Source organism: Pseudomonas sp. RT4P38 (assembly GCF_054897765.1).
On record NZ_CM142703.1, the window covers coordinates 5,309,010 to 5,333,734 of the forward strand.

At 57.7% G+C, this 24,725-nt stretch carries 25 protein-coding genes, 4 tRNA genes and 1 riboswitch; of the genes, 9 read left to right on the top strand and 20 right to left on the bottom strand.

Translation table 11 applies throughout. The annotated features are described in order from the left end of the window. Positions 1–351: 351 nt before the first annotated feature. Both cheR and ACYZT7_RS24620 read right to left on the bottom strand, forming a co-directional pair. Complete coding sequence (cheR, locus tag ACYZT7_RS24615; RefSeq protein ID WP_008147958.1) at positions 352–1,179, bottom strand: protein-glutamate O-methyltransferase CheR; 828 nt, start codon at positions 1,177–1,179, stop codon at positions 352–354. Positions 1,180–1,225: 46 nt separating this feature from the next. Then, on the bottom strand, positions 1,226–2,158 hold the full coding sequence (locus ACYZT7_RS24620) for a chemotaxis protein CheV (RefSeq protein WP_074879173.1): 933 nt from the start codon (positions 2,156–2,158) through the stop codon (positions 1,226–1,228). A gap of 82 nt (positions 2,159–2,240) precedes the next feature. Here ACYZT7_RS24620 and flgA point away from each other — a divergent pair, with 82 nt between their 5' ends. The 4 genes from flgA to ACYZT7_RS24640 all read left to right on the top strand — a co-directional run bounded on the left by flgA (position 2,241) and on the right by ACYZT7_RS24640 (position 4,835). Then, positions 2,241–3,002: a flagellar basal body P-ring formation chaperone FlgA gene (flgA, locus tag ACYZT7_RS24625; RefSeq protein ID WP_462038570.1), complete on the top strand. Its 762-nt coding sequence runs from the start codon at positions 2,241–2,243 to the stop codon at positions 3,000–3,002. A gap of 151 nt (positions 3,003–3,153) precedes the next feature. Further along, complete coding sequence (gene flgM / locus ACYZT7_RS24630; protein WP_462038571.1) at positions 3,154–3,480, top strand: flagellar biosynthesis anti-sigma factor FlgM; 327 nt, start codon at positions 3,154–3,156, stop codon at positions 3,478–3,480. A gap of 48 nt (positions 3,481–3,528) precedes the next feature. Then, positions 3,529–3,996, top strand: a complete 468-nt coding sequence (locus ACYZT7_RS24635; RefSeq protein ID WP_462038572.1) for a flagella synthesis protein FlgN — start codon at positions 3,529–3,531, stop codon at positions 3,994–3,996. Positions 3,997–4,088: 92 nt separating this feature from the next. Next, the gene (locus ACYZT7_RS24640) at positions 4,089–4,835 is read left to right on the top strand and encodes a flagellar brake protein (RefSeq protein WP_462038573.1); all 747 of its coding nucleotides are present in this window, start codon (positions 4,089–4,091) and stop codon (positions 4,833–4,835) included. A gap of 61 nt (positions 4,836–4,896) precedes the next feature. Here ACYZT7_RS24640 and ACYZT7_RS24645 read toward each other — a convergent pair whose 3' ends face one another. From ACYZT7_RS24645 to ACYZT7_RS24665, 5 genes are all read right to left on the bottom strand, one after another. After that, the gene (locus ACYZT7_RS24645; protein WP_462038574.1) at positions 4,897–6,249 is read right to left on the bottom strand and encodes an MFS transporter; all 1,353 of its coding nucleotides are present in this window, start codon (positions 6,247–6,249) and stop codon (positions 4,897–4,899) included. A 70-nt stretch (positions 6,250–6,319) separates the two neighbouring features. After that, entirely contained in the window at positions 6,320–7,561 is a 1,242-nt protein-coding gene (locus ACYZT7_RS24650) for a glutamine synthetase family protein (RefSeq protein ID WP_462041855.1), read from the bottom strand. 201 nt (positions 7,562–7,762) lie between these two features. Then, positions 7,763–8,455 carry a sensor histidine kinase gene (locus ACYZT7_RS24655; RefSeq protein ID WP_462038575.1) on the bottom strand — a complete coding sequence of 231 codons (693 nt, stop codon included), beginning with the start codon at positions 8,453–8,455 and terminating at the stop codon, positions 7,763–7,765. After that, positions 8,452–10,056, bottom strand: coding sequence for a response regulator (locus tag ACYZT7_RS24660; RefSeq protein ID WP_462038576.1), 1,605 nt, complete (start codon positions 10,054–10,056; stop codon positions 8,452–8,454). Before ACYZT7_RS24660 ends, ACYZT7_RS24655 begins: the two co-directional genes overlap by 4 nt. A 336-nt stretch (positions 10,057–10,392) precedes the next feature. Next, positions 10,393–10,469, bottom strand: a tRNA-Arg gene (locus tag ACYZT7_RS24665). Positions 10,470–10,762: 293 nt separating this feature from the next. Between ACYZT7_RS24665 and ACYZT7_RS24670 the strand changes: the two genes are divergently transcribed. Beyond that, positions 10,763–10,993 (top strand): hypothetical protein, encoded by a 231-nt coding sequence (locus ACYZT7_RS24670; protein WP_462038577.1) that lies wholly within the window; start codon positions 10,763–10,765, stop codon positions 10,991–10,993. A 22-nt stretch (positions 10,994–11,015) separates the two neighbouring features. Continuing rightward, complete coding sequence (locus ACYZT7_RS24675) at positions 11,016–11,195, top strand: PA3371 family protein (protein WP_074879199.1); 180 nt, start codon at positions 11,016–11,018, stop codon at positions 11,193–11,195. Here the strand turns inward: ACYZT7_RS24675 and phnN are convergent. After that, positions 11,170–11,742 carry a phosphonate metabolism protein/1,5-bisphosphokinase (PRPP-forming) PhnN gene (phnN, locus tag ACYZT7_RS24680; RefSeq protein WP_462038578.1) on the bottom strand — a complete coding sequence of 191 codons (573 nt, stop codon included), beginning with the start codon at positions 11,740–11,742 and terminating at the stop codon, positions 11,170–11,172. The genes ACYZT7_RS24675 and phnN overlap by 26 nt on opposite strands. A gap of 121 nt (positions 11,743–11,863) precedes the next feature. Continuing rightward, positions 11,864–12,019 carry a hypothetical protein gene (locus tag ACYZT7_RS24685; RefSeq protein WP_462038579.1) on the bottom strand — a complete coding sequence of 52 codons (156 nt, stop codon included), beginning with the start codon at positions 12,017–12,019 and terminating at the stop codon, positions 11,864–11,866. A 110-nt stretch (positions 12,020–12,129) separates the two neighbouring features. Between ACYZT7_RS24685 and ACYZT7_RS24690 the strand changes: the two genes are divergently transcribed. Further along, on the top strand, positions 12,130–12,456 hold the full coding sequence (locus ACYZT7_RS24690) for an Arc family DNA-binding protein (protein ID WP_003178899.1): 327 nt from the start codon (positions 12,130–12,132) through the stop codon (positions 12,454–12,456). A gap of 100 nt (positions 12,457–12,556) precedes the next feature. Here the strand turns inward: ACYZT7_RS24690 and mgtE are convergent, their stop codons facing one another. Beyond that, positions 12,557–13,999 (bottom strand): magnesium transporter, encoded by a 1,443-nt coding sequence (gene mgtE, locus ACYZT7_RS24695; RefSeq protein WP_462038580.1) that lies wholly within the window; start codon positions 13,997–13,999, stop codon positions 12,557–12,559. A gap of 320 nt (positions 14,000–14,319) precedes the next feature. On the opposite strand from mgtE, the gene ACYZT7_RS24700 reads away from it, so the two are divergent. Next, complete coding sequence (locus ACYZT7_RS24700) at positions 14,320–14,838, top strand: cell envelope protein SmpA (protein WP_462038581.1); 519 nt, start codon at positions 14,320–14,322, stop codon at positions 14,836–14,838. A gap of 19 nt (positions 14,839–14,857) precedes the next feature. On the opposite strand, the gene ACYZT7_RS24705 is transcribed toward ACYZT7_RS24700, so the two are convergent. The 7 genes from ACYZT7_RS24705 to ltaE form a co-directional block, all read right to left on the bottom strand. After that, positions 14,858–14,934: transfer RNA gene (locus ACYZT7_RS24705), tRNA-Arg, on the bottom strand. Positions 14,935–15,005: 71 nt separating this feature from the next. Further along, positions 15,006–15,082: transfer RNA gene (locus ACYZT7_RS24710), tRNA-Arg, on the bottom strand. A gap of 108 nt (positions 15,083–15,190) precedes the next feature. Beyond that, positions 15,191–15,281: transfer RNA gene (locus ACYZT7_RS24715), tRNA-Ser, on the bottom strand. Between the two features lie 62 nt (positions 15,282–15,343). Further along, entirely contained in the window at positions 15,344–15,532 is a 189-nt protein-coding gene (csrA, locus tag ACYZT7_RS24720; RefSeq protein ID WP_002554426.1) for a carbon storage regulator CsrA, read from the bottom strand. A gap of 186 nt (positions 15,533–15,718) precedes the next feature. After that, positions 15,719–16,960: an aspartate kinase gene (locus tag ACYZT7_RS24725; protein ID WP_461977798.1), complete on the bottom strand. Its 1,242-nt coding sequence runs from the start codon at positions 16,958–16,960 to the stop codon at positions 15,719–15,721. A 91-nt stretch (positions 16,961–17,051) separates the two neighbouring features. Beyond that, positions 17,052–19,670, bottom strand: coding sequence for an alanine--tRNA ligase (gene alaS / locus ACYZT7_RS24730; protein ID WP_462038582.1), 2,619 nt, complete (start codon positions 19,668–19,670; stop codon positions 17,052–17,054). 146 nt (positions 19,671–19,816) lie between these two features. Next, entirely contained in the window at positions 19,817–20,821 is a 1,005-nt protein-coding gene (gene ltaE / locus ACYZT7_RS24735) for a low-specificity L-threonine aldolase (protein ID WP_462038583.1), read from the bottom strand. A gap of 195 nt (positions 20,822–21,016) precedes the next feature. Then, positions 21,017–21,187, top strand: a riboswitch (FMN riboswitch). A 102-nt stretch (positions 21,188–21,289) separates the two neighbouring features. On the opposite strand from ltaE, the gene ACYZT7_RS24740 reads away from it, so the two are divergent. Further along, positions 21,290–21,799 carry a 6,7-dimethyl-8-ribityllumazine synthase gene (locus ACYZT7_RS24740; RefSeq protein ID WP_461977792.1) on the top strand — a complete coding sequence of 170 codons (510 nt, stop codon included), beginning with the start codon at positions 21,290–21,292 and terminating at the stop codon, positions 21,797–21,799. Between the two features lie 126 nt (positions 21,800–21,925). Here ACYZT7_RS24740 and astE read toward each other — a convergent pair whose 3' ends face one another. Genes astE through astB form a run of 3 tightly spaced genes read right to left on the bottom strand, consistent with a single transcriptional unit; the run spans position 21,926 to position 24,601 of the window. After that, positions 21,926–22,936 (bottom strand): succinylglutamate desuccinylase, encoded by a 1,011-nt coding sequence (gene astE / locus ACYZT7_RS24745; RefSeq protein ID WP_462038584.1) that lies wholly within the window; start codon positions 22,934–22,936, stop codon positions 21,926–21,928. A 12-nt stretch (positions 22,937–22,948) separates the two neighbouring features. Continuing rightward, positions 22,949–23,236, bottom strand: a complete 288-nt coding sequence (locus ACYZT7_RS24750) for a hypothetical protein (protein WP_033056735.1) — start codon at positions 23,234–23,236, stop codon at positions 22,949–22,951. An 18-nt stretch (positions 23,237–23,254) separates the two neighbouring features. Next, positions 23,255–24,601 (bottom strand): N-succinylarginine dihydrolase, encoded by a 1,347-nt coding sequence (gene astB / locus ACYZT7_RS24755; RefSeq protein ID WP_462038585.1) that lies wholly within the window; start codon positions 24,599–24,601, stop codon positions 23,255–23,257. Positions 24,602–24,725: the final 124 nt, after the last annotated feature.

Sequence of the window (24,725 nt, forward strand, 5' to 3'; positions counted from 1 at the left end):
CGGGTGACCTGATTTTTCGTAACAGAGACATAGCAAGCGGCGTGCCAATTCAAAAAAGGCCGTAATCCGGGGCTTTGCGGGCAGTGGCAACGTGGCAATGCCAGAAAAGCGGCAACCGATTTCCGCCGCCTGCCGCTTTTCTGCCGCTTCTTACGGTCAGGAGAACAACCCCGACCCTGTGGGAGCGAGCTTGCTCGCGATGGCGTCGGGACAGTCGACAGCTGTATAGCCTGACCCACCGCAATCGCGAGCAAGCTCGCTCCCACAGGGTCTAGTGGTGTTTCAGAAATAACGGCAGGCAAAAAAAACGGGAGCCCCTGAGGACTCCCGTTTTTTTATACCGCCAACGAATCACTTCGCCTGGTAAATGATCCCCGGGCTGCATTGGACCATCTGGTAATGGTCCGGCAAACCGTTCAGCGCCTCGGAAGCACCGAGGAACAGATAACCGCCTGGCTTCAACGTGCTGTGAATGCGCAACAGGATGTCCTTCTTCACCTCGGCGGAGAAGTAGATCAGCACGTTGCGGCAGAACACGATGTCGAACTTGCCGAGGCTCGCGTAGCTGTCCAGCAGGTTGAACGAGCGAAACTCCACCCGGCTCTTGATCGGCGCCTTGATGGCCCAGCGCCCCGGCCCTTTCGGGTCGAAGTAACGCTGAAGGCGCTCGGGCGACAGACCACGGCCGATGGCCAGGCTGTCGTATTCGCCGGTCTTGCAGTTGGTCAGCATGGTGCCGGACAGGTCGGTGGCAACGATTTGCACGCCCATCTTCAACTGGCCCATGTTCACGCGCTCGAACTCATCGATCGACATCGACAGCGAATACGGTTCCTGACCCGACGAACACGCCGCCGACCAGATCCGCAGACGCTGGCCAGGGGCGGCCTTGATCGCGGCGGGCAGCACCTTGTTCTTCAAGACTTCAAACGGATAGGTGTCACGAAACCACAGGGTTTCGTTGGTAGTCATGGCATCCACCACCATCTCGCGCAAACCGCTGCGCGGCTGGGTCTGGATGCGCTGGACCAGCTCACCCAAGGACTTGATGCCCTGCTGTTCCATCAGTTTGTTGAGACGGCTCGAGACCAGGTATTGCTTGTTTTCACCGAGCAAAATGCCACAGGCTTTTTCCAGGAAGACCCGGAACTGTTCGAAATCCAAATTACCCGTAGACAAAGATGCCGCCTCTTAAATCGTATTAACCGTTAGGGGCAGAAGGCCCCTAGCTGATGTCTGCTGCTTTGATCCGGTTGACTACCCGGGATGCCAGGTCATCAGGACGGAATTTGGCAAGGAAGTCATCGGCACCGACCTTCTTGACCATCGCCTGATTGAATACACCCGACAACGAAGTATGCAGGATGATGTGAAGCTTTTGCATGCGAGGGTCGTTGCGGATCTCGGCCGTGAGGGTGTACCCGTCCATCTCCGGCATCTCGATGTCGGAAATCATCATCAGGAACTCTTCTTCCGGCTTCTTGCCCTCGTCGACCAGCTTGCGCAGGTAATCCAGCGCTTGCCGACCGTCGTTCAACGCCACCACTTCGACACCGACCGTCTGCAGGCAACGGGTCACCTGCTTGCGCGCCACCGACGAGTCATCGACCGTCAATACTCGCAAAGAGAGCGCTTTGTGCTGGGTTTCGACATCCACCACGCCGACGGAAATCGCTTCAGGTGTCGGCGCCACTTCTGCCAGCACTTTCTCGACGTCGATGATTTCGACTAACTGATTGTCGACCCTAGTCACAGCCGTCAGGTAATGGTCGCGTCCCGTGCCCTTGGGTGGCGGATGAATCTCCTCCCAATTCATATTGACGATGCGTTCCACCGATCGCACCAGGAAACCCTGGGTCTTGGTGTTGTACTCCGTGATGATCACGAAGGGATTGCTTTGATCTTTCAGCGCACCGGAACCGGTCGCCATCGCCAGATCAAGAATCGGAATGGTCGCCCCCCGAATACTTGCCACACCGCACACGACAGGACTGGATTTTGGCATCAGCGTCAGTTTGGGGCATTGCAGCACCTCCCGAACCTTGAACACGTTGATCCCATACAGCTGCTGACCGTCAAGACGGAACAACAACAGCTCAAGGCGATTCTGCCCTACCAGTTGCGTGCGCTGGTTTACCGCATCCATTACACCAGCCATGCACAGACTCCTACACCAACACTTAAGTGTGTTGCGACGCGCATTCATCACTAAACGGCACGGCGCTTGCTTTTTAACGCTTATGAACACAGAACCGACATTTTTCCGACGCCTGACATCAAACGCCCGCACATTAATGTGCGCGATGTCAGCCGTTTGCCTGTTCAACGCTGGCAGCCCTGCCCTTGCTGACGCGGTTACCTTGCCTGACATGCTTATCGGCGTCACCCAGGGCTTTCTTGAATTCACCGTAGAAGACTATCTGGCGACCAGTCAAACGCAAGGCCGGTACGAAATCCAGGTCAACCAGCTCGATCCACGCCTGCGCATGCCTATGTGCGACAAGGAATTGACAGCCACTCTGGAGAGTCCGGCCAAGCCGCTGGGCCGCGTTACCGTCAAGGTTCGCTGCGAGGGCGCGTCGCCCTGGACGGTGTTCGTACCCGCTCAGGTGCGCCTTTTTCGCGACATTGTGACCACCACCCGCCCGCTGCGACGCGCCGGAATCGTCGAGCCCGACGATGTGACCTTGCGCGAGCGCGACATCAGCCTGATCAACCAGGGTTACCTGACTTCTGTCGACCAGGCGATCGGGCAGAAACTTACCCGACCAATGGTCGCCGACCAGGTCATGACCCTGGTGCACATGGAACAGGCAGAAGTCATCAGCAAGGGCGACCAGGTGGTGATTACCGCCCGCAGCGGTACGCTCAGCGTGCGCATGCCGGGTGAAGCGCTGTCCAACGGCGGCTTGCGCGAACAGATTCGGGTGAAAAACCTCAACTCCCAGCGGGTCATCAAGGCGCAAGTCACCGCGCCCGGCCAAGTGGAAGTGGCCATGTAGAACACTGGCGCGCCGCTCGACTGTTCCCTAGACTGTGCCCTATGCAGGGCAAGCGCTGACGCGCGCAAGCTCATTGATAACTGGGCCTAAAGTTTTTCCGGGTATGGCCGAAAACATGGCAAGCGTCCAAATACCCAGAGGTTTTTTTATCATGGTCATCGATTTCAGCCGTTTGAACAGTTCCTCGTCACTTACCGGCAGTACACGTACCAGCACCGCGAAGGAAACCGCCGAAGCCGGCAAATCCGCGCCGCTGAATACCCCGGCCGAACAGGCCAGTACCGTCAAAAGCGGGGAATCGGTACATCTCAGCAATGAGGCTCAACAGTTGCAGAAGGTCACTGACAAGCTGCGCGATCAGCCTGCCGTCAACAACGCCCGCGTGGCCGAGTTGAAAGCAGCGATTGCCGATGGCAGCTACAAAGTCGACAGCAACCGTGTAGCCAACAAACTGCTCAACTTCGAAGCCCAGCGCTAGGCCAAGGCCCGCGCCAGGCTTTTGGACGCTTAAAACCCAAGGCCCGCCATGCACGACTCTAATTTACTGCAACTGATCACTGACGATTTTGCTCCAGCACAGCATTTGCTGGAGTTACTGCAAACCGAGTCCCTCGCCTTGCACGGTCGTGACATGCCACTGCTCGAAGAGATTCTGGCGCAGAAACAGGCATTGATCATTTTGCTCGATCAGCATGGCCGCAAGCGCAGTGAAATCCTCGCTAGCCTCAACCTGCCGACCAACCGCAACGGCCTGGAGCAACTCGCCAGCCATTCGAGCATTGGCGATCAGTTACTGGAGCAGAGCGATGTGCTGACCGATCTTCTGGCGCAGTGCCAGGCGGCCAACATCAAAAATGGCCAGTCGATTCTGGTGCAACAGGCCGCGACGTCCAATCAGCTGAAAATCCTCAACGGCGGCGAGCCGCCAGCGCTCTATGATGCACGCGGATCAACCTCCATGCTTGCGAAGCCACGCCCGCTCAGTCAGGCTTGAGCCTGCTGAAACGCGCGCACTATCAAGACGCGTAATATGCTGGCAATATGATGGCCAGCCGTAGTCATATTTTGTCTGGAGATTGATGAACCGTGTTCAATGCCTTAAGCGCGGAAGATGCTCCGCAGCCACCCAAGGTGCTCACCACGCCGTTGGAGATCTCCGGTAACCTGCGCCAGCTGCAAGACAGCCATGATCCGCTGATCATCACGTTCCATGAGCGCAGCCAGCGCTTCCAGAGTTATCTGGTGGACATTGACCGTGACAGCAACATGATGGCCCTGGACGAAATGATTCCCCGCGACGGTGAACGTTTCCTGCTGGCCGGCGAACCGTTCAAGGTCGAAGGCTTTCACGACGGCGTGCGTATTGCCTGGGAAAGCAACGGCCCGTTGACCATCGACGAATCCGGTGGCGGTCGCTGCTACCGTGGCGCCCTGCCCGCCGAGGTGGTTTACCACCAGCGTCGTAATGCATTCCGTGCTGCATTGAAGCTGGCACAACTGGTCAACGTCGATCTGGGTGGTGAAAAACTCAAGTCGCCGATCAGTGGCAAGCTCCTGGACATCTCGGCCACCGGCTGCAAGTTGCGCTTCGAAGGCGACATCACGGGCAGCCTGCAACTGGGTCAGGTCTACGACCGCTTCATCGCCGCCCTGCCCTTTGGCAACATGACGGCTCCGGTCGAATTGCGTTACCTGCACTTCGAAGAAAGGATCTCCATCACCTTCGCCGGCGTACGCTTTCACAACATGAGCGGGCTGGTGCAGCGGCAAGTCGAGCGGTTCGTCTATCAGCTTCAGCGCGAAGCGCGGCGCTTCGACAAAGACGATATGTAAGACGATGCATCAATAGAAAACGGGCAGTCGCTTGCGGTGACTGCCCGTTTTTTTATGCATTTTAAGGCCTGGCCTCGGTGAAACTTTGCTCGCGCCCTGCGTCAGGGTCTTCTGGAGGTGGTTCCGTTTCGGGTTCCGGCTCCGGGTTGATCGGGTTGTGCATCTGCTCCTGCACCACCTGCTCATCGACACGCGGGTCAAGGCAAGCCACCAACGGCGAACTCGACATACTGTCCGGCATGGCGACATGATGCAGCGGTGCATCGTCCACCTGATGCAGGTTGGTTACCGCTTTCGGGCGAATCCGCCACACCAGCACCAACGCGAAGAAGCTGAAAAAGGCATAGAGCATGTGGCTGCCGAACATTTTCATCAGTACCCCGGCCACCAACGGCCCGATGCTCGCGCCCACACCGTAGGTCACCAGCAACATCGCCGTCAGGGACACCCGACGATCACCCTCGACGTGGTCGTTGGAAAACGCCACTGCCAGTGGATACAGGCAGAACTGCACCAACGAACAGAAAAACCCGGCTATAAACAGCACCTCCAGCGGCACTTGCTTGATGATCGCCAGTGGCAATGCAGCCAGCGCCAGGCTAAATGCAAAACAGCGGATCAACAGTGCCCGGTCATAACGATCGGACAGCCAACCCAGCGGCCACTGCACCACCAGACCGGCGAAAATGCAGCTACCCATGAACAGACCGACCTGCTCCGTGGACAAGCCTTGCTGCGAAGCGTACAGCGGCGCCAGGCCATAGAACGAACCGACGATCAGCCCTGCCCCAAGCACCGTGCTCAACGATTGCGGCACGCGCTTGATAAAAAACCGCGGCTCCATCGGCGCAGGGTGCAACGCCGCCGGGTGAATCCGCTGGGTCAGGGCCACCGGCACCAGACACAGGGCAAAGCAAAGAGCGACCAACATCAACAGTTCCAAGCCCAGCGCCGGGTGCATGACCAGGATCAGTTGACCCAACACCAGCCCCAGGTACGAGGCGATCATGTAGCCGCTGAAAACGATGCCACGTTGCTTGGCTTCGGCCTGCTCATTGAGCCAGCTTTCGATGACCATGTACTGGCACATCATCCCGAGGCCGACAATTACCCGCAGGAAGATCCAGGCAGGCAACCAGTCCACCAGGCCATGGCCCAGCACGGCCGCGCCGACAATCCCGGCGCAGGCTGAATAGGCTCGAATATGCCCGACCCGGGCAATCAGCCGATGGCCGATCTTACCACCCAGCACCAGGCCGAAATAGTTGGCCGCCATCAACGCACCGACCCACAGGCTGTCGACGCGGTCGGCGGCCAGGCGCAAGGCCAGGTAAGTACTCAACAGGCCAGAGCCGATCAACATCATCAGCGAGGCAAAATAAAGCGCTCGAAAGGGTTTCCAGATTTGGCGCATCGGCGTTCCGAGCGGCTCCTTGCAGTGAGAATCGGGCTACCCGAAAAGATAGCCCGAAGACGATGGAACGTCAGGCCTGAGCGGCCAGGATACGGCGCTCCCAGGGAGTAATTTCATCAAAGAAGCTGGTCAACTCCATGGTCTTCGAAGCGACGTAGCCTTCGATGAACTCCTTGCCAAACAGTTCCTTCGCCAATTGACTACGTTTCAGACGTTCAATAGCGGCATGCAAGGTACACGGCAACGAAAGATTATCCGGCACTTCAAATTCGCCTTGGATCGCCTCGCTTGGCTCCAGTTTGTGTTCAATGCCATACAACCCTGCGGCAAGACTGGCGGCGATCGCCAGATACGGATTTGCATCGGCCCCCGGCAAGCGGTTCTCGACCCGACGAGCGGCGGGTGAACTGGCCGGAATACGCAATCCGGCCGCACGGTTGTCGTGGGACCAGCAGGCATTATTCGGCGATGCGAAGGGATGGCACAAGCGCTGATAAGAGTTCACGTTCGGCGCGAACAACGCCGTGAAATCCGCCATGCCGGCCTGCTGACCCGCGATGAAATGACGGAAGGTCGCGGTCGGCTCACCGGCCTTGTCACTGAACACGTTACGCCCGCTGCCGATCTCGACGATGCTCTGGTGAATATGCATCGAACTGCCCGGCGTGTGCGCCAGCGGCTTGGCCATGCAGACCACGGTCAGGCCATGCTTGAGCGCGACTTCTTTAAGCAGGTGTTTGAACAGGAGTGTCTGGTCGGCCAGCAGCAGTGGGTCGCCGTGCAGCAGGTTGATCTCGAACTGGCTGACACCCATCTCGTGCATGAAGGTATCGCGCGGCAAGCCCAGGGCCGCCATGCATGCGTAGACTTCACTGAAGAACGGCCGCAAACCATTGTTGGAACTGACACTGAACGCCGAATGACCGTCCTCGCGACGACCGTCCAGGCCCAGCGGCGGCTGGAACGGTTGAGTCGGGTCGGTATTGGGTGCGAAGACAAAAAACTCCAGCTCGGTCGCCACCACCGGCGCCAAGCCGAGGGCCGCGTAACGCGCGATCACGGCTTTGAGTTGGCCGCGGGTCGACAGAGACGAGCTTTCGCCGGTCAGCTCATCCGCATCGCAAATGGCCAAGGCTCGCGGCTGTGTGCTCCAGGGCAAGCGATGGATTTGTGCAGGATCGGGCACCAGCGCCAGGTCGCCATCATCGCTGCCGTAAAAGCGCGCTGGCGGATATCCGCCCATGATGCATTGCAGTAGCACCCCCCGCGCCATCTGCAAACGCCGCCCTTCAAGAAAGCCTTCGGCGGTCATTACCTTGCCACGGGGTATGCCATTCAAGTCCGGCGTGACACATTCAATCTCATCAATGCCCGTCAATCGCTCCGCGAGTGAACAATGGCCATCGGTTGTCATGACGCAATCCTTTTTGTTATGCAAGCCGCGAACGGCGACCCGTACAAAATAGGCTCCGCCTGTTCGGAATATCAAGCAGCGGCCAACAAAAAGAACCGGTCAAGGCAGATAGAGGTTGAACACTCCACCACCCAGCGGGCCGCCATTGCTGATCTCGGTGCGTCCGCCCACACCATTTCGCTGATGAAGTGCGGCAATCCGCCCTGCAAAGTACAGGCCCAGACCAGTGCTTCCGCTGCTGTGGTTGATGCCCTGCACGTAATCGGCCTGACGCTCGATCATCTCGAGTGGATAACCCTCGCCATCGTCGTTGACGGTCAGCACCAATTGCCCGGCTTCATCGCTGACGCTGATAAACACCGCGTGGCGGGCGTAACGAATGGCGTTGTTGATGCTATTGGCCAGCACCGACGCAATCAGCTCCCGGTCGAAGAAGCCCAGCGGGCTCAACGGGTCCACTTCATAGGTCGCCATAATGCCGCGACTGGCGAACACGTCTTGATGCGCCGCCAGTTGCGCTTCGATGAAATCATCCAGCTCATGGTAGGCCGGTTGCAACGGCATCTGGTTGACGCCGAGTTTATACAGCCCCAGCAACTGCACCAGCATGCCATTGAGATGCGCGAACTCGAATTCGATCACGCCCTGCTCCGGGGTGTGCTGCTGCGGATCCGGCAAGCGCGCCAACCATTGGCTGTGGGCCTGCATCAGCATGGCCAGGGAGTTCTTCATGTCGTGCACGGTGGAAGCAATCACCGTGGAAAAATCGAGTGCCTGTTCGCTGTCGTTCATTCGCCAAACGCCTTGCTTCGCAGCTTCTGATAACGGGAGTAACGCGCATCGGTGTCAGGCATCAGGCCGACCATTTTCAGGCAGGCCCGACATTCCTCCAGCTCCGCCGAAGGCACACTGGTGTCGGTGCCGTGCAGCAGCGACTGCGCCATGTTCAGCGCGATACTGATGTTCTTCGGCTGCATCGCCAGGGCTTTGCGGAACACCTGCCGCGCTTCCACCAGGTTGCCGGTCTTGTAGACCCGTACGCCCTGACGGTTGAGGTCGGCAGCGACGTTGCCGGAATTGAGAATGCTCGGATCGTCGGTCAGCTTGGCGATGCCCTTCATCACCGCCGGGTCGTCGCCGTAGATTTCCGCGCAGTTTTTCAGCATCGAGGCACCGGCGCTGGCCTGCCCGAGCATCTGCAGTTGCTTGGCCACCAGCAGCGCCGCTTCGGCACTCATGAACTGCTCCATGCCATCAAGGCGCATCATTGCCTGCTCGGTGAGCTTCTCGGCGGTTTCGGCATCGTTAAGCAGCATGCTGGTGGCTTTCATCAGCCGCGCACGAATCTGCAGACCTGGATCGGTAGGGTTTTCCTTGGCCACCGCACTCAGCGTCGTGTTGATTTCCAGCCGGGTCCGGTTATCCAGGCCTTTTTCGCTACCTTTGCTGATCAAGGCGTGGGCCAGGCCAAGGTTGCTCTCCGCATCCTTGAAACGCGACTGCGCGCCCTGCGCCACCGCCTGGCGATAGGCTTTGGAGGCGGTGTCAAAATCTTCGTTGGCCATTGCCAACTTTCCCAGCAGCGCTTGCCGGCGCACCGCCAGCGGCGACAAGCGGATCGCCTCCTCCAATACGTTCTGGGCAGCCTTGGTGTCGCCTTCAGCGACCAGCACATCGGCCATGCCGTCGTAAAGCGTCGGCATCATCGGGAACACTTTCAGGGCTTTTTCGTAGACGCCCTTGGCCTGAACGACCTGGCCGCGCTTGAACAGCAATTTGCCCAGACCGGCAAACGCCCAAGGCAGAGGCCGATCAGCAATGATGCTGTCGTAGAGACGCTCCAGCGCTTCGTTCTGATTCAGGTCGCGCAGGGCATCGGCGCGATAGCGCAGGCACAACGGCGAGTAGCGGATGTCTTGCTTGCACAAGGCAATGCAAGCATTGAGCACTTCAACCGGCTTGCCCCGGTCAAGGGCTTGCAGGATCGGCTTGAGCAACGTCTTGCGTTGCTCCAGCCGCTCCAGACGTTGAGCCAGGCCGGAACGGTTGAACGGTTTGGTCAGGTACGCATCGGGTTCGTGTTCCAACGCACTGAGCACCATTGCCTGACTGGTCTCGGCGGTGACCATGACGAACACCGCTTCATGACTGATCAGCTTCTCGATCATCAGGTCTTCAAGCACCTGCTGACCGTTCTTCTTGCCATCGCCCAGATGAAAGTCCTGCAGGATGAAATCGTAGGCCTTCTGCGAACACATACGCAGCGCCTGTTCACCGGTGTCGGCGGTGTCGACATCCTTGACACCCAGCTCGCGCAGCATGGACCTGACGGAACTGCGGAAATCCGAGAAATCATCGACGATCAAAAAACGCTTTTGGTGATACGACAGCATCGAAGACTTCCAGGCAATTGAAGAGGATGAACCACGGGCATTTTCAGGCGCGCAGATGATAGCTGGAGGCCAACGCTATCAAACGATTTTGTGCGAGTCTGAAGTTACCTTTTGGGTTATCGGCCGGGTCAACGGTTCTCTTGAAGAAAGGGCGCTGCATTTATTTGTGCTCAAAACCATTTGCGACACCTATGCCTACGCCATCCTTTCCAAATGCTAAGGTCAGCACCTCGATTGGCAAAGCTGAGGTGGGGGTGACAGCTTTTAGCCCCTTTACCAGCGCAGCAGCCACAAAAAAGCCCCACCAGATCACTCTGAGTGGGGCTTTCAAATATATGGTGTCCCAGGGCAGGTTCGAACTGCCAACCTTCCCCTTAGGAGGGGGATGCTCTATCCAATTGAGCTACTGAGACACTGGGTCGACCACGAAAAAAACGCGGTGCGATGGACGGCGTGCATGTTAACGGGCAGGCCTGCGTTTGTCATGTCGTCCTTGGGCTTTTTAAGTGTAGGCACACGCCTTGCCGAGGCGTAGCTTTGTTTACCGTGCAAATTGCATCACCGCAAAAAGTGATCATTGCAAAATGCAATGCAAGCACCTCGCACAAATAACTTAATTCATTGTTTTTAAAGAGTTTAATTGCCGTTAGACTCTTGGCATGCGGGCTGCTTGAGCTGTTCTCACAGAACAACGGAGGCCAGCCTCATGAACAGCGCCCTTTTACTCTCGAACGCGATCGCCCTGGTGATTCTGTTGGGCTTTCCATTTCTCCCCGAGAGCGGTGCTGAGCCAGTTGCCCAACTGCCTCATTACCTTCAACTGCAAAAGACGCCTCAATTGGCGGTTATGAGCGATGAGCGCAGCTTTGTCAGCCAAGAGGTGAGCCAGGAAGGCATCCTGCTGCCAGCTCAGTCTTTCGAACGTTTGGTGTTTTGAATCACCCCATCAGGAGCACCGCATGTCCAAATCAGCCGCTGGATTTTTCATCCTCGCCTTACTGAGCGGCATTCTTCATCTATCAGTGGTCCAGGACACGGTCGTTACCTTGCCCCTGATCGCCTGTGGCGTATTCGGTGCGCTATTTGTGCTGGCGCTGATTGCCGGGCGCAAGATCAAGTTCGATCCGGTACTGCGTTAACCCTCAACAGGTTCAGCAGATTGACGACAGTGATGGAGAGTTCGCCTGAATTGTCGAGTCGATGGATCTGAGTGCCACCGATTGAACCCTCTGCCGTGAATAACCCATTGCGGTGCAGCCTTGCCTCAATCTCCTCAAGACTCTCGCGACCACGGCGCAACAGTCGTTCTCGCAGGACTTGATCCTTGACCGTCAACAGAACCGGCAACAGCGTTGGATATCGGTGCAGCGCCTCAGCCAGATGGGCGCGGGAGCCATTGACGAGAACATGTCGACCGTCATTGAGCCATTGATCTATTTCGATCGGGATACCGTAATCCAGGCCATTGGCGTTCCAGTACAGTGCGAAATCGCCCTCGACTTTGTGTCGCTCGAACGCTTCCCGGGAAACTCCAATCGCATCCTCACCCACTGATTCGGCTGACCGCGTGATGAACCGACGCACCACTTCACAATTGAGCGTCTGCAAAGGCTCTCGAGCGGCTTCGATGAGGCTGTCCTTGCCGGCCCCAGAAGGCCCCATCAAGTAAATCAGCCTGCCATCCATCCTGAAATAGCCTCCCACTGCATGTCTGCCCCTAGTAAATCGGCCATATGCCACTATCCTGTACAAAGTAAGGAACACTGATCGAATCTACACAGCATGCACCTTCAGGCGTCTTCGGACATCACCTGTCGACCAGGAGGATGCGGTCAGTCAAACGGACTAGAGCAAACTTTTCAAACCAGTCCGCATTTCTGATAATTGGTGCTGGCATAACGCCTTTATCCAGTTCAATATTTGTCACAGAATTGACGCCAATGAACTGGCTGCTTTGAGGCATGATGCGAGCCTCTATCAATTCAGGTTGAACATTTGGCCAGACCGCTTGTCCTAACAGACATCCTGCGGCCAATCCCGAGAACCGCTCCCCTGAACTAACCGGTTAAATATATGCGCCCATTGAAACAGGCAATTTATTCCAGCCGTACGGCTGACAAGTTCGTCGTACGTCTGCCAGACGGAATGCGTGAACGCATTGCCGAGGTGGCTCGCAATCATCATCGCAGCATGAACTCCGAAATCATCGCGCGCCTTGAGCAGAGCCTTATTCAGGAAGGCGCGCTGGGCGAAGAATTGAGCATGCGCCTGGACAGCCCGGAGCTGTCATTGCACGAACGTGAACTGCTGCAACGCTTCCGCCAACTTTCCCACCGTCAGCAGAACGCTCTTGTCTCGCTGATTGCGCATGATGCCGAAATGGCCGCAGACGCTTCCTGATTCATTCCGAACGCCCAAGCCAGCTTAATCGCTGGCTTTTTTTTGCCTGAAATTCGGGCATAAAAAACCCGCCGATTGGCGGGTTTTTAACGTCTGCAAGTCAGAGCAGGAAGATTGTCGCCAGCCCGAGAAAGATGAAGAATCCGCCACTGTCCGTCATGGCGGTGATCATCACACTGGCGCCCATCGCAGGATCGCGCCCCAGCCGCGCCAGGGTCATGGGAATCAACACTCCCGCCAATGCCGCCAGCAACAGGTTAAGCGTCATGGCGGCCGTCATCACCACACCCAGAGACCAACTGCCATACAGCAGGTAGGCAACCACGCCGATCACACCGCCCCAGACCAGACCATTGATCAGACCGACCGCCAATTCCTTGCGCATCAGGCGCGAAGTATTGCCGGTGCTGACCTGATCCAGCGCCATGGCCCGAACAATCATGGTGATCGTCTGGTTACCCGAGTTGCCACCGATACCGGCCACGATCGGCATCAATGCCGCCAGCGCCACCAGTTTCTCGATGGAGCCTTCGAAAAGACCGATCACCCGGGATGCGATAAACGCGGTGATCAGGTTCACGGCCAACCAGGCCCAACGGTTACGCAGGGATTTCCAGACTGATGCAAAAATATCTTCTTCTTCGCGCAGACCCGCCATGTTGAGAACTTCGTTTTCGCTCTCTTCACGAATCAGGTCGACCATTTCATCGATGGTCAGACGGCCGATCAACTTGCCGTTCTTGTCGACCACAGGCGCCGAGACCAAGTCGTAACGTTCGAACGCCTGAGCCGCGTCATAGGCATCTTCGTCCGGGTGAAAACTCACCGGGTCGCTGGCCATGACTTCAGAAACCTGTTTTTCCGGGTCGTTTACCAGCAAACGCTTGATTGGCAACACGCCCTTGAGGACACCGTCGTAATCGACCACGAACAATTTGTCCGTGTGGCTCGGCAGCTCCTTGAGACGGCGCAGGTAACGCAAAACCACTTCGAGACTGACGTCCTCACGGATCGTCACCATCTCGAAGTCCATCAGCGCACCGACCTGTTCCTCATCGTAGGACAACGCAGAGCGTACGCGCTCACGCTGTTGACCATCGAGGGTTTCCATCAGCTCGTGGACGACGTCTCGCGGCAGCTCGGAGGCCAGGTCAGCGAGTTCATCGGCGTCCATGTCCTTGGCCGCAGCCAGGAGCTCGTGATCGTCCATGTCGGCGATCAGCGTTTCACGAACCGAATCGGATACTTCGAGCAGGATGTCGCCGTCGCGATCGGCCTTGACCAATTGCCAAAGCGTCAGACGATCGTCCAGCGGCAAGGCTTCAAGGATGTAGGCGACGTCGGCGGAGTGCAAATCATCGAGCTTGCGTTGCAACTCGACGAGGTTTTGCCGGTGAACCAGGTTCTCGACCCGGTCGTGATGCGGACCTTCCTGGCGATGAGTCAGATCTTCGACCACTCGCTGACGCTGCAGCAGCTCAACAACTTGAGCGAGGCGGTCCTGCAAGCTTTCCTGCGTTTTCTTTACTTCAACTTCAGACATAGGCGAACTCCACTCCCAGCAGCGGGGCACGCCGGAAGGATCAATCAGTCAATTCATGATTGGAAAAAAGGGATACTGAGTAACTACTGGGTAAGTCCATGGAGGTATTCCACAAGCCCCGGCGGGGCTGACGGGCGCAATGATACACCGCCCGACGGTTTTAATCGTTAAAAAATCGTGGCTGAAACAAGCGCTTGCAAGACAAACTTGAGCGCTGTCCTGATCCGTCAAATTGCGACGACTCATCCTGAAAAGAAAACACACCACAGCCGAAATATGTAGCGACTACCCTTGAGATGGACCGTCATGGAGGACGTTTAATGCCATCGAATGCACATTATTTTTTATTGATCGCCCTGCTCTGCCCGTCGCCCTGGGCGCTGGCCACGACCGTTCACCGCTGCGAAGCGGCCAACGGGCGCACTACCTTCACTACGTTGAGCTGTGCGGCCGGAGACAGCCTTTCGCTTCAGGATGTGCACACCTTCACGCCAGGCAGCACGACCGCTCTCATGCCGGAAGCCGAGATTCGTGAAACATCAGGCATGAAAATCAAAAGGAGAGATCCGACTGTCGTCGGCCGGACCGAGGACAAATGTGGAAACCTGATCAGCGCCAGGGAACGCCGCGAAGCCATCATCAATCAGCGGGTTGTCGCTGGCATGAGTCAGCAGGACGTCGAGAGCGCCCTTGGCAAGCCAGACAAGATCAGTATTCGCAATTCAGCGACGAGCTACCGTTACGACACCAAGCGAGGTCGTAGCGCACATGTCGAGTTCGATGAGAAAGGATGCACCAAAGGAAAAGCCAAATCCCAGACGGCAAAAAGCCCGCGTTAAACGCGGGCTTTTTGGTGTTTGGTGCACTCGACAGGATTCGAACCTGTGACCGCTCGGTTCGTAGCCGAGTACTCTATCCAGCTGAGCTACGAGTGCATTTGTATTTTTATACCAGATCACAACTGGTTGAAGCCAAGTCATTCACATTACTGCAAACAACTCTTAAATGGTGCACTCGACAGGATTCGAACCTGTGACCGCTCGGTTCGTAGCCGAGTACTCTATCCAGCTGAGCTACGAGTGCATTTGTTGCCGCGCATTATAGGCCGTTGAATCTTTTTGTAAAGCGCTTTTTTCTAGTAATTTCAACAACTTACCGAAGAAGCCAGATTACAACGTACTACGCAAATAATGGCGGAGAACGGGGGATTCGAACCCCCGACACCCTTTTGAGGTGTACTCCCTTAGCAGGGGAGCGCCTTCGGCCACTCGGCCAGCTCTCCGCAACACGGGGCGTATATTAACCAGCTTCTTCCCCGTTTGCAAACATAAAAAACGATAAAAATTAATGGCTTGGTTCTTCGTCCTTCTCTTTCTTTATACGCAGGTAAATTTCTTCACGGTGGACAGCAACCTCTTTCGGGGCGTTGACACCGATACGCACTTGATTTCCTTTGACGCCGAGCACGGTCACAGTGATTTCGCCATCACCAATAATCAGGCTTTCTGCGCACCGACGAGTCAGAATCAGCATACCTTTCTCCTCACGCATTTCATTTCAGGGACAACAGTCTGCAAAAAAAAGGCACTCGACCTACAACCGGAGCGATCGCAGCCCTACATGCCTGAGTATTGACTAGCGCGAGCAAAAGAACAGCTTCGGGTCGCACCATTCAAAAAAACAAAGGGCGCGGTCAGACCGCGCCCTTCGGCAAACGCATCACTCGCCCTGACGGGCCGGCGCGTCCAGTTCGAAAGCCGTGTGCAGAGCGCGCACAGCCAGTTCCAGGTACTTCTCTTCGATCACTACGGAGACTTTGATCTCCGAGGTCGAGATCATCTGGATGTTGATGCTTTCCTTGGCCAGGGATTCGAACATGCGGCTGGCTACGCCCGCGTGGGAGCGCATGCCGACACCGACGATCGACACCTTGGCTATCTTGATATCGCCAACGACTTCACGGGCACCGATCTCGCGAGCGGTGTTCTCCAGCACGGTTTGCGCTGCCTGGAAGTCATTGCGGTGCACGGTGAAGGTGAAGTCGGTGGTGTTATCGTGCGCAACGTTCTGCACGATCATGTCGACTTCGATGTTCGCGCCGCTGATCGGGCCGAGAATCTTGAATGCAACGCCCGGGGTGTCTGGCACGCCACGGATGGTCAGCTTGGCTTCATCGCGGTTGAAAGCGATGCCGGAAATGATCGGCTGTTCCATGGTTTCCTCTTCATCAATAGTAATGAGGGTGCCCGGACCCTCCTTGAAGCTGTGCAGTACGCGCAGCGGAACGTTGTACTTACCGGCGAATTCCACCGCACGGATCTGCAACACCTTGGAACCGAGGCTGGCCATTTCCAGCATCTCTTCGAAGGTAATCTTGTCCAGGCGCTGAGCCACGGACACCACACGCGGGTCGGTGGTGTAGACGCCGTCGACATCGGTGTAGATCTGGCATTCGTCAGCCTTCAAGGCTGCCGCCAGTGCCACACCGGTGGTGTCGGAACCGCCACGACCGAGGGTGGTGATGTTGCCGTGTTCGTCAACGCCCTGGAAACCGGCGACGACGACCACACGACCGGCCTTCAGGTCACCACGAATCTTCTGTTCATCAATCTGCAAGATACGCGCTTTGTTGTGAGCGCTGTCCGTCAGAATCCGCACCTGACTGCCTGTGTAAGACACCGCAGGCACGCCGCGCTTGATCAGCGCCATGGCCAACAGCGCAATCGTCACCTGCTCACCAGTGGAGACGATCACATCCAGCTCACGAGGAACCGGTTGGCCGTCGCCACTGATTTGCTTGGCCAGATCGATCAGACGGTTGGTTTCGCCGCTCATTGCAGACAGCACAACCACCAGGTCATCGCCGGCCTCGCGGAATTTCTTAACCTTGTCGGCGACTTGCTCGATTCTCTCGACAGTGCCGACGGAGGTGCCTCCAAATTTCTGTACGATCAAAGCCATTTCAAAGCCGCCTCTGCCCATGAAGGGCGCCCAAATAATCACTCAAACAGAGATAAGGCCCGCCACTAGACTGCGGGCCGGACACACTGCCTTATAAACCCTGCTCTACAAATGGAACAGTCAGGGCCAATGCCGCATCCAGTGCGCCAGCGTCTACACCACCGCCCTGCGCCATGTCTGGACGACCACCGCCCTTCCCGCCCACTGCCGCAGCGGCTTGCTTCATCAAATCACCGGCTTTGAGTTGGCCAGTCAGGTCTTTGGTTACGCCTGCAACCAGAACGACCTTTTCCTCATGGACACTGCCGAGCAGGATCACTGCGCGGCCGAGTTTGTTTTTCAGTTGATCGACCAGCGCCAGCAGCGCCTTGCCGTCCTGACCGTCCAGACGCACGGCCAGCACTTTCACGCCTTTGACGTCCAGGGCGCAAGCCGACAGATCGTCGCCCGCCGCGCTGGCTGCCTTGGCCTGCAACTGCTCTAGTTGCTTTTCCAGCAGACGGTTGCGCTCCAGCACAGCCGACAGCTTGTCGATCAGGTTGTCGCGGCTACCCTTGACCAGGTTGGCCGCTTCCTTGAGTTGTTCTTCAGCAGCGTTCAAGTATGCCAGCGCCGCGGCGCCGGTGACCGCTTCGATACGACGCACGCCGGAAGCCACACCGCCTTCGCTGATGATTTTCAGCAGACCGATGTCGCCGGTACGGCTGGCGTGGATACCACCGCACAGCTCGACGGAGAAATCGGCGCCCATGCTCAGCACGCGCACGTTGTCGCCGTACTTCTCGCCGAACAGCGCCATGGCGCCCTTCTGCTTGGCGGTTTCGATATCGGTTTCTTCGGTTTCAACTTCGGAGTTCCTGCGAATCTCGGCGTTGACGATGTCTTCCAGCGCCTTCAACTGCTCAGGCTTGATGGCTTCGAAGTGGCTGAAGTCAAAGCGCAGGCGCTGACTGTCGACCAACGAGCCTTTCTGCTGAACGTGCTCGCCCAGCACCTGACGCAACGCCGCATGCAGCAAGTGAGTCGCCGAGTGGTTCAACGAAGTCGCGTGACGCACTTCAGCATCAACATGAGTTTCTACCGGCGCGCCGATGGTCAGGCTGCCCGACGCCAGCACGCCGTGATGCAAGAAGGCGCCACCCGTTTTGGTGGTATCGCGCACGTCGAAACGGCTGCTGCCGACTTGCAGATAGCCGCAATCGCCGATCTGGCCGCCAGACTCAGCATAGAAAGGCGTCTGATTGAGAACAATCACGCCCTCTTCGCCTTCACTTAATACGTCAACCGACCGGCCTTCTTTATAGATAGCGACAATTTTGGCCGAACCGCTGGTGGCCTTGTAGCCGGTGAACTCGGTCGCCACGTCAACCTTGACCAGCGTGTTGTAGTCAAGGCCGAACGAGCTGGCCGAACGCGCCCGCACACGCTGGGCTTCCATTTCGCGCTCGAAGCCGGCTTCGTCGACCGTCAGGTTGCGTTCGCGAGCGATGTCAGCGGTCAAGTCCATCGGGAAACCGTAGGTGTCATACAGCTTGAACACCACGTCGCCCGGCACCACGGTGCCTTTAAGTTCCAGCAGATCCTGCTCGAGAATCTTCAGGCCGTGCTCCAGGGTCTTGGAGAACTGCTCTTCTTCGGCCTTGAGCACGCGCTCGATATTGGCCTGTTGTTGCTTGAGTTCCGGGAAGGCTTCGCCCATCTCGGCAACCAGCGCCGCGACGATCTTGTAGAAGAAGCTACCGGTCGCGCCCAGCTTGTTACCGTGACGGCACGCACGACGAATGATCCGGCGCAGTACATATCCGCGGCCTTCGTTGGACGGCAATACGCCGTCGGCAATCAGGAAACCGCACGAACGGATGTGGTCGGAGACAACCTTGAGCGAAGACTGGTCGTCGTTGCTGCAGCCAATCGCAGTGGCCGATGCGCTCAGCAGGTTCTTGAACAGGTCGATTTCATAGTTGGAGTGAACGTGCTGCATCACCGCACTGATCCGCTCCAGGCCCATGCCGGTGTCTACCGACGGCGCTGGCAGCGGATGCAACACGCCGTCGGCGGTACGGTTGAACTGCATGAACACGTTGTTCCAGATCTCGATGTAACGGTCGCCATCTTCTTCCGGCGAACCCGGTGGGCCGCCCCAGATGTGGTCGCCGTGATCGTAGAAAATCTCGGTGCAAGGGCCGCACGGGCCGGTATCGCCCATGGTCCAGAAGTTGTCGGACGCGTACGGCGCGCCCTTGTTGTCGCCGATGCGAATCATGCGCTCGACTGGCACACCGATTTCTTTGGTCCAGATGTCATAGGCCTCGTCATCCGAGGCATAGACCGTTACCCAGAGTTTTTCCTTGGGCAGTTTCAGGACACCGGTCAGGAAGGTCCAGGCGTAGGTGATCGCGTCGTGCTTGAAATAATCGCCGAAGCTGAAGTTACCCAGCATTTCGAAAAACGTGTGGTGACGAGCGGTATAACCGACGTTTTCCAAGTCACTGTTCTTGCCACCGGCGCGCACGCATTTCTGGCTGCTTGTCGCACGGGTGTACGCGCGCTTTTCCTGGCCCAGGAAGCAGTCCTTGAACTGGTTCATCCCCGCGTTAGTGAACAGCAGGGTTGGGTCGTTGCCCGGAATCAAAGAGCTGGAGGCTACACGGGTGTGGCCTTGCTCTTCGAAGAAGCGAAGGAAGGCTTCACGGATTTCTGCGCTTTTCATTAGGTTCTTCCACGGAGGCTGCGGCCAAAGGCCTGTGCGAAACGTCAACAGACGAAGCGACGGCAAAGGGCCGCATTATATCGGCCCTGCGCGCGGGGTACAGCGTGTTTATACGATAGAAACGGTCAATTGGACCGCTAACGCTATCAGTTGCGCGAAAACTCGACGAATGTCGCGACGACCTGCTCGACTTGAGCGCGGCTGACGTCCATGTGCGTAACCAGGCGCAGGCGCCCGGCAGCGCTGAGCTTGATCCCGCGATCCGCGGCAAATGCCTTGATGGCCTCGGCCTTGTCGCCCATCTGCACGTAAACCATGTTGGTCTGCACCGGCTCGACCTCGTAACCCGCGGCTCGCAGGCCTTCGGCCATCAATTGGGCATTGGCGTGGTCGTCGGCCAGACGCCGAACGTTGTTTTCCAAAGCATACAAGCCGGCTGCCGCCAGAATTCCGGCCTGGCGCATACCGCCGCCGACCATCTTGCGCAGACGCCGTGCCTTGCCGATCAACTCGGCCGAACCGCACAGCACCGAACCGATCGGCGCGCCCAGGCCCTTGGACAGACAGACCGAGACGGAATCGAAATACTGAGTGATCTCTCGAGCATCGACACCCAGCTTGACCGCCGCGTTGTACAGCCGCGCGCCGTCAAGGTGCAGCGCCAGCCCGTGCTCACGGGTGAAACTGCGGGCCCGGGCCAGATACTCCAGCGGCAGGACTTTGCCCTGCATGGTGTTTTCCAGCGCCAGCAAACGGGTGCGGGCGAAGTGGAAGTCATCCGGTTTGATCGCGGCCGCGACTTGGGCCAGGTCCAGCGAACCATCCGCCTGCACTTCCAGTGGCTGTGGCTGGATCGAACCCAGCACCGCTGCACCACCGCCTTCGTACTTATACGTGTGTGCCTGCTGGCCGACGATGTACTCGTCACCGCGTTCGCAGTGGGCCATCAAGCCCAGCAGATTGCTCATGGTGCCCGTCGGGACAAACAGCGCCGCCGCAAACCCCAACTGATTTGCAAGCTCGGCTTCGAGACGATTGACCGTCGGATCTTCACCATAAACGTCATCACCGGTGGCTGCTGCGGCCATCGCGTCGAGCATCCCTGCGGTCGGTTGGGTGACGGTGTCGCTGCGAAGATCGATAACGCTCATGAATCTGGCCTCGGTAAGCAGGGGAAATCCCTTTCAGTAGGGAATTACTGCGGTCACGCCGACGAATAATCAACCCTTGAGTAGGAAATGGCTTGTTGATCCGACGAAAAAGTCGATAGCAATCATCAGATAGCAGCGATGCACAGGTGAGAAATATGTGTTAAAAACGCTTCGCTGCCAAACAATCTGGTGGCAAAACGTTCTCAGGGCGGGGTGCAACTCCCCACCGGCGGTAATTGCGCGCAATGCGCATAGCCCGCGAGCGCTTGGCGACAGGCACGGCAATGGCTGTGATGGCGGCAAGGTCAGCAGACCCGGTGTGATCCCGGGGCCGACGGTCATAGTCCGGATGAAGAGAGAACGGGATTGGCGCCAAAGGGCCGTCCGCAGGCATTCGTGCGAGCGTGCGTACCCTTAAATCCCATTCGATTCATATGCCCTGTTTTTTACATAAACAGGAGTCAGAACATGCAACCCACCGCAATCGATAGCAAAAGCAAAAACCATCAGGGCGAGCGCGTTGCGTTCATCCAGGCCTGCTGGCACAAAGAAATCGTCGATCAGAGCCGTAAAGGCTTTGTGGCCGAAATGATTGCTCAGGGTTATCAGGAGTCGGAGATCGACTTCTTCGAAGTCGGCGGCGCCTTTGAAATTCCGCTGCACGCCAAGCTGCTGGCCAAGTCCGGTCGTTATGCCGGCATCGTCGCGGCGGGTCTGGTGGTCGACGGCGGGATCTACCGCCACGAATTCGTCGCCCAGTCGGTGATCAGCGGCCTGATGCAGGTCCAGCTGGAAACCGAAGTGCCGGTGTTCTCGGTAGTCCTGACCCCGCACCACTTCCATGCGGGTGAAGAACATCAGAAGTTCTTCTTCGAGCATTTCGTGCATAAAGGCCAGGAAGCGGCGAAGACGTGCGCGGATACGCTGCACAAGATGCGTGCGTTGCGTCGTAATGAGCCTCGTGCGGTAGCCGTTTAAAAGCAAAACGCCGCCCACCTGTTGGAGCGAGGCTTGCCCGCGAAGACGATTTAAAGAACAACAGTGATGTTGAATGTTAAATCGCTTTCGCGCGCAAGCCTCGCTTCTACAGGTGGGCGGCGTCAGTTAGGCGAGGTTTTCGTCGGTGGTCGGCACAATCAGGATGCCGGCGCGCAGGCCGTTTTTGACCTTGGGGTTCGGGAAGATGATCCGGGCCCCCTCCTCCTCTATGATCCACCGGGTTTGGGCGATGTCTTCGGCCAGCAAATAGCCCACTTCCAACTCCGAAAAGTTCTCGATGTCCACTGGCAGGTTCAGACGGAAGCTATCGCTGTGCTTGATGATTTCTCGCGCCACGCTAAACAGCTGCAAACCGTCCAGCGCCTCTTCGGTCGGGGTCGGCTCGCTGCCTTCGATAATCTGTTTGAGGCGGGTTTCCAGCAGATCGACGTTGACCCCGTCGTTCTGCCCGAAGGGCCGCGCCTTACCCAGCTCGAGGGTGAAAGACTCCGCACCGAGCTTGTCGTAGGTGTAGGAGCTGAAAACAATGGACGGCTTGTTCTGCAGCAGCACCGCTTCCATGCCGGCAGCGCGCAGCCGCGCCAGTTCCAGGCGTGAATGCTGACGGCCTTCTTTCCAGGGATACAGTGCGAACTGCTCGATTTTCGAACCGCGAATTGCCGTGTGCAGGTCGTAGTGCAGACGATTACGGTCCGGCAAGCTGAAGAAGCTCGCCGCCAGCCGTTCCAGTTCACAAGCGCGCAGGGCTTCGGAGCCGCTGCTTTGTTCGTGACGGCCGTTGAACAGCCGGTTGACGTCCTGCTCGATGAAACGCTCGCCTTTGCGAATCGCTTCCGGGTTGCCGAACAGGAACAGAATACGTGTGCGCGGTTTCAAGTCGCCGCGGGCGATGTCATGCAACAGGCGATCGAGCAATTCGATCGGCGCTGTTTCGTTGCCGTGGATGCCGGCCGATAGCAGCAGGTCCAAGCCTTGGTCGCTCGCTTGCGGTGGCCGGACTTCCAGCGCACCTTCGCTCAACCAGCGCATGCGCACGCCTTCGACAGTCAGTTGAGTCTTCTCCGCTGGTTCACGGCCGGCGAGGGTCAGTTCAAGCAGTTTGCCGAGGGCGAGCATAGAGCGGTTTCCTTAGTGGTCGTGCGCGCAATCCGGGCCATGCACGTGGTCTTCGTCACCGACTTCAGCCGGTTCCATTTCCAGTTGCAGGCTTACCAGATTAGTCGCCAATGGGCGCAGCAGCAGGTTTGCGTATTCAGCGTCACCTTCTTCGACGTCCACGCCGATCAGCAGTTGGCCGCGGCCATCCTGCTGAATCCACAGCTCTTTGCCTTGCCACATGACCGCGACGCGGGTGCAGGAGGTTTCCAGTTGCGTGCCGTCGGTGTCTTCAAGGATCAGCTGCAGGGTATCGCTCATGTTTTACGCTCTCGACTTTCAATTGATCTGGAATGGATAAACCGCACCCAGTTTAAGGATTTGCGTCAGTTCATCCAGTGCCGTCCGGCACTCAAGCAGCAATTGCGGGTCCGCGAGATCGTTTTCGGTCATGCGGTCGCGGTAGTGCTTGTCGACCCATTCGGTCAGCGTGCCGTACAACGGTGCCGTCATGATAACCCCTGGGTTGACGGCCGCCAGTTCGGTTTCGTTGAGCGCGACGCGCAGTCGCAGGCAAGCCGGGCCACCACCGTTCTGCATGCTCTGCTTCAAATCGAACACTTTCACTTCGCGAATCAGCCCGCCGGAGCTGGTCAAACCTTGCAGGTACTGCCAGACACGCGCGTTGCCACGGCATTCTTCCGGCACGATCAACAGCATCGAGCCGTCAGGACGCGACAGCAGTTGGCTATTGAACAGGTAGGAACGAACGGCATCTTCCACGTTTACCGCGGAACGAGGTACGCAGATCGACTGAAATTTCCCACCGACTTTGGCGAGTTTGCTTTGCAATTCAGCGAGCATCTGCTCGGTGTCGAGGAACGCATCCTCGTGATAGAACAGCACCTCGCCATTACCCACCGCGATCACGTCGTTGTGGAACACGCCCTGATCGATCACCGAAGGGTTCTGCTGGGCGTAGACCACGCCGTCATCGCTCAAGCCGTGCAGGCGGGCAACCGCCTGGGAGGCTTCGAGGGTCTGGCGGGCCGGGTATTTCTGCGGTGCCGGGTAACGGGTGTCGAACGCGCTGCGACCGAACACGAAGAACTCGACGCCAGCTTCGCCGTACTCACGGCAGAAACGGGTGTGGTTGGCTGCACCTTCGTCCCCGAACTGCGCCACGGCTGGCAATGCGGCGTGGTGTGCGAAGTGCTTCTGGTCAGCGAACATAGCCCCCAGCACGCGACTGGTGGTCGGGTGTTCGATGCTGCGGTGATATTTGCAGTTCAGGTTTGCCGCAGTGAAATGCACACGGCCATCCGCGGTGTCGGCGCTCGGGCTGACGGTGGCGGCGTTGGCCACCCACATGCTCGATGCCGAGCAACTGGCAACCAGCAGCGGCATGGCTTCTTTGGCAGCTTGCTCGATCACCTGAGCGTCGGTGCCGCTGAAACCCAAGCGACGCAGGGCTGCCACGTCCGGGCGCTCCTGTGGTGCCAGCACGCCCTGCTGAAAGCCCATTTCCATCAGCGATTTCATTTTCGCCAGGCCTTGCAGCGCAGCTTCCTTCGGGTTCGAAGACTGCTGGCTGTTGCTCTGGGACGCGACATTACCGTAGGACAGGCCGCCGTAGTTATGGGTCGGCCCCACTAGACCGTCAAAATTGACTTCATAGGATTTCATCAGCGAGGCTCCACGAGAATCTGTTGTTATAGGCATCTGGTAACTGTTCTTTGAGACCGAGTCGCGGCTATCGCGAGCAAGCTCGCTCCCACAGGTTTTGCGCAATCTTTGTGGGAGCGGGCTT